Annotated in this window: 7 protein-coding genes; 3 read left to right on the plus strand and 4 right to left on the minus strand. The window is 75.0% G+C overall.

All coding sequences use genetic code 11. The features are described from left to right. Positions 1 to 45: 45 nt before the first annotated feature. From CCO02nite_RS14995 to CCO02nite_RS16260, 3 genes are all read left to right on the plus strand, one after another. Positions 46 to 777: a DinB family protein gene (locus CCO02nite_RS14995; RefSeq protein ID WP_146843987.1), complete on the plus strand. Its 732-nt coding sequence runs from the start codon at positions 46 to 48 to the stop codon at positions 775 to 777. Between the two features lie 77 nt (positions 778 to 854). After that, on the plus strand, positions 855 to 1988 hold the full coding sequence (locus CCO02nite_RS15000; protein WP_146843988.1) for a class I SAM-dependent methyltransferase: 1134 nt from the start codon (positions 855 to 857) through the stop codon (positions 1986 to 1988). A 172-nt stretch (positions 1989 to 2160) separates the two neighbouring features. Next, a complete protein-coding gene (locus CCO02nite_RS16260) occupies positions 2161 to 3003 on the plus strand; it encodes a DUF4190 domain-containing protein (protein ID WP_146843989.1) in 843 nt (280 codons plus the stop codon). Here the strand turns inward: CCO02nite_RS16260 and CCO02nite_RS15010 are convergent. The 4 genes from CCO02nite_RS15010 to CCO02nite_RS15805 all read right to left on the minus strand — a co-directional run. Then, complete coding sequence (locus tag CCO02nite_RS15010) at positions 2983 to 3930, minus strand: pseudouridine synthase (protein ID WP_146843990.1); 948 nt, start codon at positions 3928 to 3930, stop codon at positions 2983 to 2985. The genes CCO02nite_RS16260 and CCO02nite_RS15010 overlap by 21 nt on opposite strands. A 44-nt stretch (positions 3931 to 3974) precedes the next feature. Continuing rightward, positions 3975 to 5237 carry a vWA domain-containing protein gene (locus CCO02nite_RS15015; RefSeq protein ID WP_186812727.1) on the minus strand — a complete coding sequence of 421 codons (1263 nt, stop codon included), beginning with the start codon at positions 5235 to 5237 and terminating at the stop codon, positions 3975 to 3977. A gap of 1 nt (position 5238) precedes the next feature. After that, a complete protein-coding gene (locus tag CCO02nite_RS15020; protein WP_186812728.1) occupies positions 5239 to 6360 on the minus strand; it encodes an ATP-binding protein in 1122 nt (373 codons plus the stop codon). Next, positions 6360 to 6774 (minus strand): hypothetical protein (locus CCO02nite_RS15805; protein ID WP_186812729.1); only part of this gene is annotated, 415 nt, incomplete at its 5' end. The genes CCO02nite_RS15805 and CCO02nite_RS15020, both read right to left, overlap by 1 nt.

The raw sequence follows: 6774 nt of genomic DNA on the forward strand, positions 1-6774 counted from the left end.
GGCGCAGCGCTCGCCGGGACCGCGGGCATCGGCGACGATGGCGCGATGACGACCTACCGCGGCACCAAGGAGTTCGAGGGCGCCACGTTCGTCCGGTCGAGCTTCAAGGGGGCGACCCTGAGGTTCTCCGACGTCAGCGGCGTGACGATGCGCGGCGTCGACGTGGACGGGCTGGACATCGACAGCCACGACCTGTTCTTCGGCACCCTCGTCGTGAACGGGGTCGACGTGGTGCCGTTCGTGGACGCCGAGCTGAACCGGCAGTTCCCGGGCCGCGAGCTGCAGAAGGCGCAGACGCCTGAGGGACTGCGCGAGGGATGGGTCGCGGTGCAGGCCGCATGGCAGGCGACCGTGGACGGCACACCGGCGCAGCTCGTGGACGCCCACGTCGAGGACGAGTGGTCGTTGGCCCAGACGCTGCGGCACCTCGTGCTGGCGACCGACGCGTGGCTCGGCCGGGGGATCCAGCGCCGACCCCAGCCGTTCCACGAGCTTGGCGTGATCTTCACCGGCGCCGCCGAGATGGGCTTCGACATGTCGATCTTCCGCGTCGACCCGCCGAGCTTCGACGAGGTCCTCGCGGTGCGGGCGCAACGGCAGCAGCAGGTCACCGACTTCCTGGCCGCGGTCACACCGGAGCTGCTCGCGGAGGAACGCGACGACCCGTGGGGCGGCGACGACTGGCACCCGACCGTCGGCGACTGCGTCCGCGTCATCCTCGAGGAGGAGTGGGCGCACCTGCGATACGTCCGGCGGGACCTCGCGCTGCTGCGGTGAGCCCCGCTGCGGTGAGCCCGGGCCCGCTCGTCGGCTACCGTCGGGCTCGACCGGACGGGACGACGAAGGCGGCTGCGATGGCGGGGTTCACGCTCGACGCGCTGCGTCGTCGGCCGGACGTCGAGGGACCGAACCTGGTCGCCGCCGACGCGACCGACCGGCTGGTGCTCGACGAGGCGGCCGCGCTGCTCGCGGCGGCCGGGCCCGGCGAGGTGGTCACGGTCGGAGATCGCTACGGCGCGCTGACCCTCGGTGCCGTGGCGCTGCACGGTGTGCAGGGGGCCCGCAGCCACCAGGACCTGCGGTCCGGCGAGCGTGCGCTGGCGCTCAACGCCGAAGGCTTCGGGCTGACGGGCACGTTCACCTCGGGGCCGCTCGACGCGACGACGCTCGGCGGCGCGCTCGTCGTGCTGCTGCAGCTCCCGCGGTCGCTCGACGCGCTCGACGAGGTCGCGACGCTCGTCGCGGCGCACGCCGACCCGGGCGTGATGCTGGTCGCCGGGGGCCGGGTCAAGCACATGACCGTCGCGATGAACGACGTGCTCGGCCGGTCGTTCGCGCAGGTGCGGCCGAGCCTCGCGCGCCAGAAGTCCCGCGTGCTCGTCGCCTCCGGCCCGCGCGTGGACCGGCCCGACCCGCGGTGGCCGGTGCAGGAGCGGCACGACGACCTGGGCATCACGGTCTGCGCGCACGGCGCGGCGTTCGCCGGGACCAGGATCGACCTCGGGACGCGCGTGCTGCTCGGCGTTCTCGAGGAGGCGGCACCCGGTGCGGCGGTCGCGGTCGACCTCGGGTGCGGCACGGGTGTGCTCGCGACGGTCCTCGCCACGCGGCGGCCGGGCCTGCGGGTCGTCGCGACCGACGACTCCGCAGCAGCCGTCGCGTCGGCCGCCGCGACCGCCGTGGCCAACGGCGTCGCCGACCGGGTCAGGGCGGTGCACGACGACGCAGCGGGTTCGCTGCCGGACGGCAGCGCGGACCTCGTCGTGCTGAACCCGCCGTTCCACGTGGGGGCGGGCCTCGACACGGCGCTCGCGCACAAGCTGTTCGACGCGGCCGCCCGCCTGCTGCGGCCCGGCGGCGAGCTGTGGACCGTGTGGAACTCGCACCTGCAGTACCGACCCGCGCTCGAGCGGGCGATCGGGCCGACCCGGCAGGTCGTCCGTGACCCCAGGTTCACCGTGACCGCCTCGACGCGTCGAAGCGTGTAGGCGAGCCGCGAACCGGGGTGCGGCACCGGGGACTTCGCGGCGACCGGGTGGATCGGGCGCGCGGGAGAGTGATGCACGCCGTTGCGCCCACACTTCCCGGTTGCGACCGCCGAGCCTCTGACATGATCCGCGCGAGCGCGGTGTCGCGCATGCCCTGGAGGAGTGCTCAGCCGTGTCGACCGACCAGCCCACACCCACGACGCCCGCCGACCCGTGGGCTCCTCCTGACGCGACAGCCGCACCGCATCAACCTGTCCCCGCTCCGCCGGCGCCGGCCGCACCGGCGCCGCTCTACGCCGCCGCACCGCCCCCGCTCGGGACGCCGTACACGCAGGGCTACCCCGGCGCACCCGCAGGGACGGGCTACCCGTCGGCACCTCCCGTGCACCCCTACGGAGCCGTGCCGGCACCCGGTCCCTACGGGTACCCCGGTCCCCTGAAGTACGACGGCTTCGCGATCGCGGGCTTCATCCTGAGCCTCGTCGGCGGTGTCTTGCTCGCCGTCATCTTCGGGATCATGGGCATCACGCGGACCCGCGGCGGCCGGGCCAAGGGCCGTGGGCTCGCGATCGCGGCGGTGGCCATCGGAACGCTCTGGTTCGTCGCCGGCATCGTCGTCGCGGTCGTCGTCGCCGTGACGACCGAACCGACGTCGTCGTACACGGTCGGGGACTGCGTCCAGCTGAGCGTCGACGGCGACGCACAGCTCGACGACGGTGCCGCGCCCAGCCTGCCGATGGTGGCGTGCGAGGTGCCGCACAACGGCGAGGTGTACGCGGCGCGGGATCTTCCGGCCGGGCCCTATCCCGGGCTGCAGCGCGTCGAGCAGGAGGCCAGGGCGTACTGCACGTCCGAGTTCGAGAGCTTCGTGGGTCTGCCGTTCGAGGACTCGCAGCTGAGCTTCTTCTACGTCTATCCCGAGCAGCTGGGCTGGGGCGCGGGAGACCACGAGATCGCGTGCGTCGCAACGGCCGTCGACGACGTCACCGGGACGCTACGGGGCGCCGCCAGGTAGGTCGGACACGCGCTCCGCGCCGAGCGGGAGCGAGCGGACGGCGTGGAACTCGCGGCGGCGTCCGTCGACCGGGTCGGTGAACGCGACCTCGGCGGCGAGGAGCTGCATCGGGTGCCGGAAGTCGTCGAGCGCGACGTCGCGCCCGACCGGGTACAGCGGGTCGTCGACGATCGGGATGCCCAGCCCGAACAGGTGCAGTCGCAGCTGATGCGTGCGCCCGGTGCGCGGGACGAGCCGGTACAGGCCCAGACCGTCGACCTCGTCGACCAGCGAGACGGTGGTCTCGGCGTTGACCGGCGCTCCGGGCACGACCTCGGCGTGCACGGTGCCACGCACCTTGCGGATGTGGTTGCGCACGACGACGGGCAGCTCGAGATCGGGGCGCAGGGGCGCGAGCGCCCGGTAGGTCTTGTCGACCGCGCGTCGCTCGAAGGCCGTCTGGTACGGGCCGCGCCAGCGCTGCTCGGTCGCGAGCATGAGCACCCCGGACGTCCCGCGATCGAGCCGGTGCAGCGGGGACAGCTCCGGCAGGTCCAGCTCGGCCCGCAGCCTGACGACGACACTCTGCAGCACATGCTTGCCCCGCGGGATCGTCGAGAGGAACGGCGGCTTGTCGACGACGACGAGGCGCTCGTCGCGGTGCACCACGTGGACGACCCCGGGTACCGCGGCCTCGTCGGGCAGGTCGCGGTGGAACCACACGTGCAGCGCCGGCCGGTACGGGTCGTCGTCGCGCACCGGGCGGCCGTCCTCGTCGACGAGACGCTCCGCCGCGAGCAGGCCCGCGACGTCGACGTGCTCGGCGAGCCGGTGCCGGAGCCACGCGCCCATCGTCGGCCAGGCGTCGGGGACGTGACGCTGGGGCGGCGGCGTGCACAGGTGGGCGGCGTCGAGACCGTGGCGTGCCGGGAGCGGGGATCGAGGCACGCGTCGATCGTACGAGCCGATCACGGCGATCTGCGCGGTCGCGGTCAGTCGGGCAGCCGGCACTCCACGCGCAGCGCCCACCTCGGCGTGGGCGGCAGCTGCTCGCCCGCGCGGCCGAGCATCGCGACGACCACAGCGACGCCGGGCGGCGCCGCCGCGGGCCACGGGGTGTGGCCGTCGGTGAGGACGCAGACGAGGTCCGGGCGCGGCCGAGCCGCGGCGGCGGCCTGGATGCCGACGCGCAGGTCCGTCCCGCCGCCGCCCACCAACGCCGCCTCGGAGGCTCGTCGGACCCGTCGGACGGGCCCGACGGCGGTGTCGCACGCGAGCACCGTCACCGCGGTCCCGGGCACGCCGATGCCGGTCAGCGCACCGTCGACCTCACCCAGCGCCCGCCCGAGCAGCCGGTCGTCGATGCTCGCGGAGGTGTCCACGACCATCGCCACGCGCGGCACCGGACGGCGCCACCCGGGCAGCAGGACGCCGGGCGACGACGACGTGCGGCGGGACGGTCGCGCCCAGGTCTGCTCGTGCCGCCCGCTGGTCCAGCCCACCGCCCGACGGACCGCCCGCGCCAGCAGGGTCTCCCACGGGATCGTCGGCTCGAGGATCTCCTTGGCCCAGCGACCCGCCTCACCGGCGTGCGTGCCGACGCCCGTGGCCTGCTGGAACTCGATCGCGACGTGGTGCCGGACGAGGTCGGCGTCGACCCGACCGACCGCGCCCACGTCGGCGTTCGCGGGCAGCTCGGAGGTGCGCGCGACGCCGTCGCAGCACGACCCGCACCAGCATCCCGGCACCCGGACCGGTTCCGGACGCGGCGTGCCGCGGGCCGCCGCCGGAAGCCCCGAGAGCAGGGCGTAGTGCTCCTCGACCGCACGCCCGGCGCGCGCGTTCCTCAGCCGGCCGCCGCGCGCGGCCGCGGCCTCCCGCGCGGTCGGTGCGGGGGTGAGGTCGGCGCCGAGCGTCTCGGCGACGGTCAGCTCGGCGGCGGCGTGCCAGGCCGCGGCGGTCGTGCCGTCCACGCCCATGCCCGCCGCACGCGAGGCGTGGTCCAGCAGCAGGTGCCACGTGAGGTGGATGAGCTCGCGGCCGAGCTCCGGTACCTCGATCGTCGCGACCCAGGCGGGGTTCACGTAGACCCGCCAGTGCTCGTCGGCGCTGACCCGGTCCACGTCATCGGACTCGACGAGCACGAGCGCGTACAGCGCGTGCGCGAGGTACGGCAGGTTGGCCGCGCCGGAACCGGTGCTGATCGCCCACAGCTTGGCCGCCGCGATCCGGTCGGCGCTGGTCTGCGCGGCCACGTCAGGCGCCGGGCAGCAGGCCGGCCAGCGCCAGGACGGGCGCGAACACCGTGATGGAGGCGGGCAGCGCCGCGCCCGCCGGGCGGGCGCCGGGGCGCAGGAGGGCCCGCACCACGGGCACCGCGGCATCCACCCCGACGTCGGCCGCGGCCCGGCCGCACGCGTCGACCGCGGCCGTCCAGCGCCGTGCGGTCGGCTTGCGCTGCACCGCCGCGAGCACCGACTGCAGCACCACGTACGTGCGGTCGGGCCGGGAGCCGGTGAACAGGAAGCCGCCGGCGAGCACGTCCTCGGGATCCGGCAGGTCCTGCCGGCGCGCGAACTCGAGGAACTCGTGTGCGACGACGGGGCCGACGCACCCGGCGACGAGCAGTCGCACGACGTCCGGCGAGGACCCGTTGGCGACGGCGAACGCGGCGAGCCGCGCGGCATAGTCGTACGTCCTCGGCGTCGGGAACGCGCGTCCGCGCCCGACGGCGTCGGTCGGGATCACCGAGAGCTGCGAGGGTCGCGACCGCAGGAAGCCCGCGACGAGCGCGCGCTGCCGGACCAGCTCGGCGTCGAACCCGTCCGGGAGCGGCCCGACGGGCAGAACGGGCCAGGCGCCCGTGACCAGGCACTCCGCGTAGACCTCGAGCGGCAGCCCCCACTCCAGATGGACGAACCGGGACGCCGTCGGCGCGGCGAGCTCCCAGCCTGCTGCCGCCACGTCGGCGGGGTTCGCCGCCGCGACGAACGACACGGTGGGCGGCAGCTGCAGGTCCCCGACCTGGTAGTGGGTGAGTGGCCGCAGCGCGGCGGCCTGCAGGGCCGGGGACGCGGTGGAGAACTCGTCGAAGAACGCGATCGAGGGTCCGTCGTGCTCCGCGAGGCGCTTGGCCCACCCGGGCGGGGCGAGGACGACGTGGTCGCCCCGCAGCAGCGGCAGGCCCGTCAGGTCGGACGGCTCGTAGTGGCTGATGATCATCGTCTCGACGAGCCAGCCCAGCCCCGCGGCCGACTCGACGACGGACGTCTTTCCCGAGCCCGGGTCGCCCCACAGCAGGACCGGGATACGCGTGCTGATGCACGCCCCCAGCGCCTCGAGCACGGCCTCGTAGTCGTCGCGCGTGCGAACCGCCATCAGGATCCTCCTCGGTAGGTCGGTGTGCTCTCGTACTCGTGCAGCGTCGTGACGCCGCTGCGGATCTCGCGCACGGCCGGGCTCCGCGCGCCGAGCGCGACGAGGAGCAGGCCGGCCTGGACCCGGTCCACGCGCTGCCGGGGCACGGCGGACAGGATCGAGTCGATCGCGGCACCGCTCGGCACCGGGCGGGTCGCGCCGCCGACGGCGGCCGCGCGCGCGATCTCGTCGGACGTGGGCGCGCACCCCGCGACGAGCCATCCGGTGAGTACGGACGCGGCGCTCGTGACGCTCGTGCCGAGCCGCGCGGCGAGGTCGCGCGCGTCGTCCACCGTGTACGCGCTCGCCAGCAGCGACGGGATGTCGCGGCGGCTCGCGCCGACCTCGAGCCAGTGCCGCCGCGCGCCGCCCGCC

This window comes from Cellulomonas composti, assembly GCF_007990245.1.
Lineage (GTDB): Bacteria > Actinomycetota > Actinomycetes > Actinomycetales > Cellulomonadaceae > Cellulomonas > Cellulomonas composti.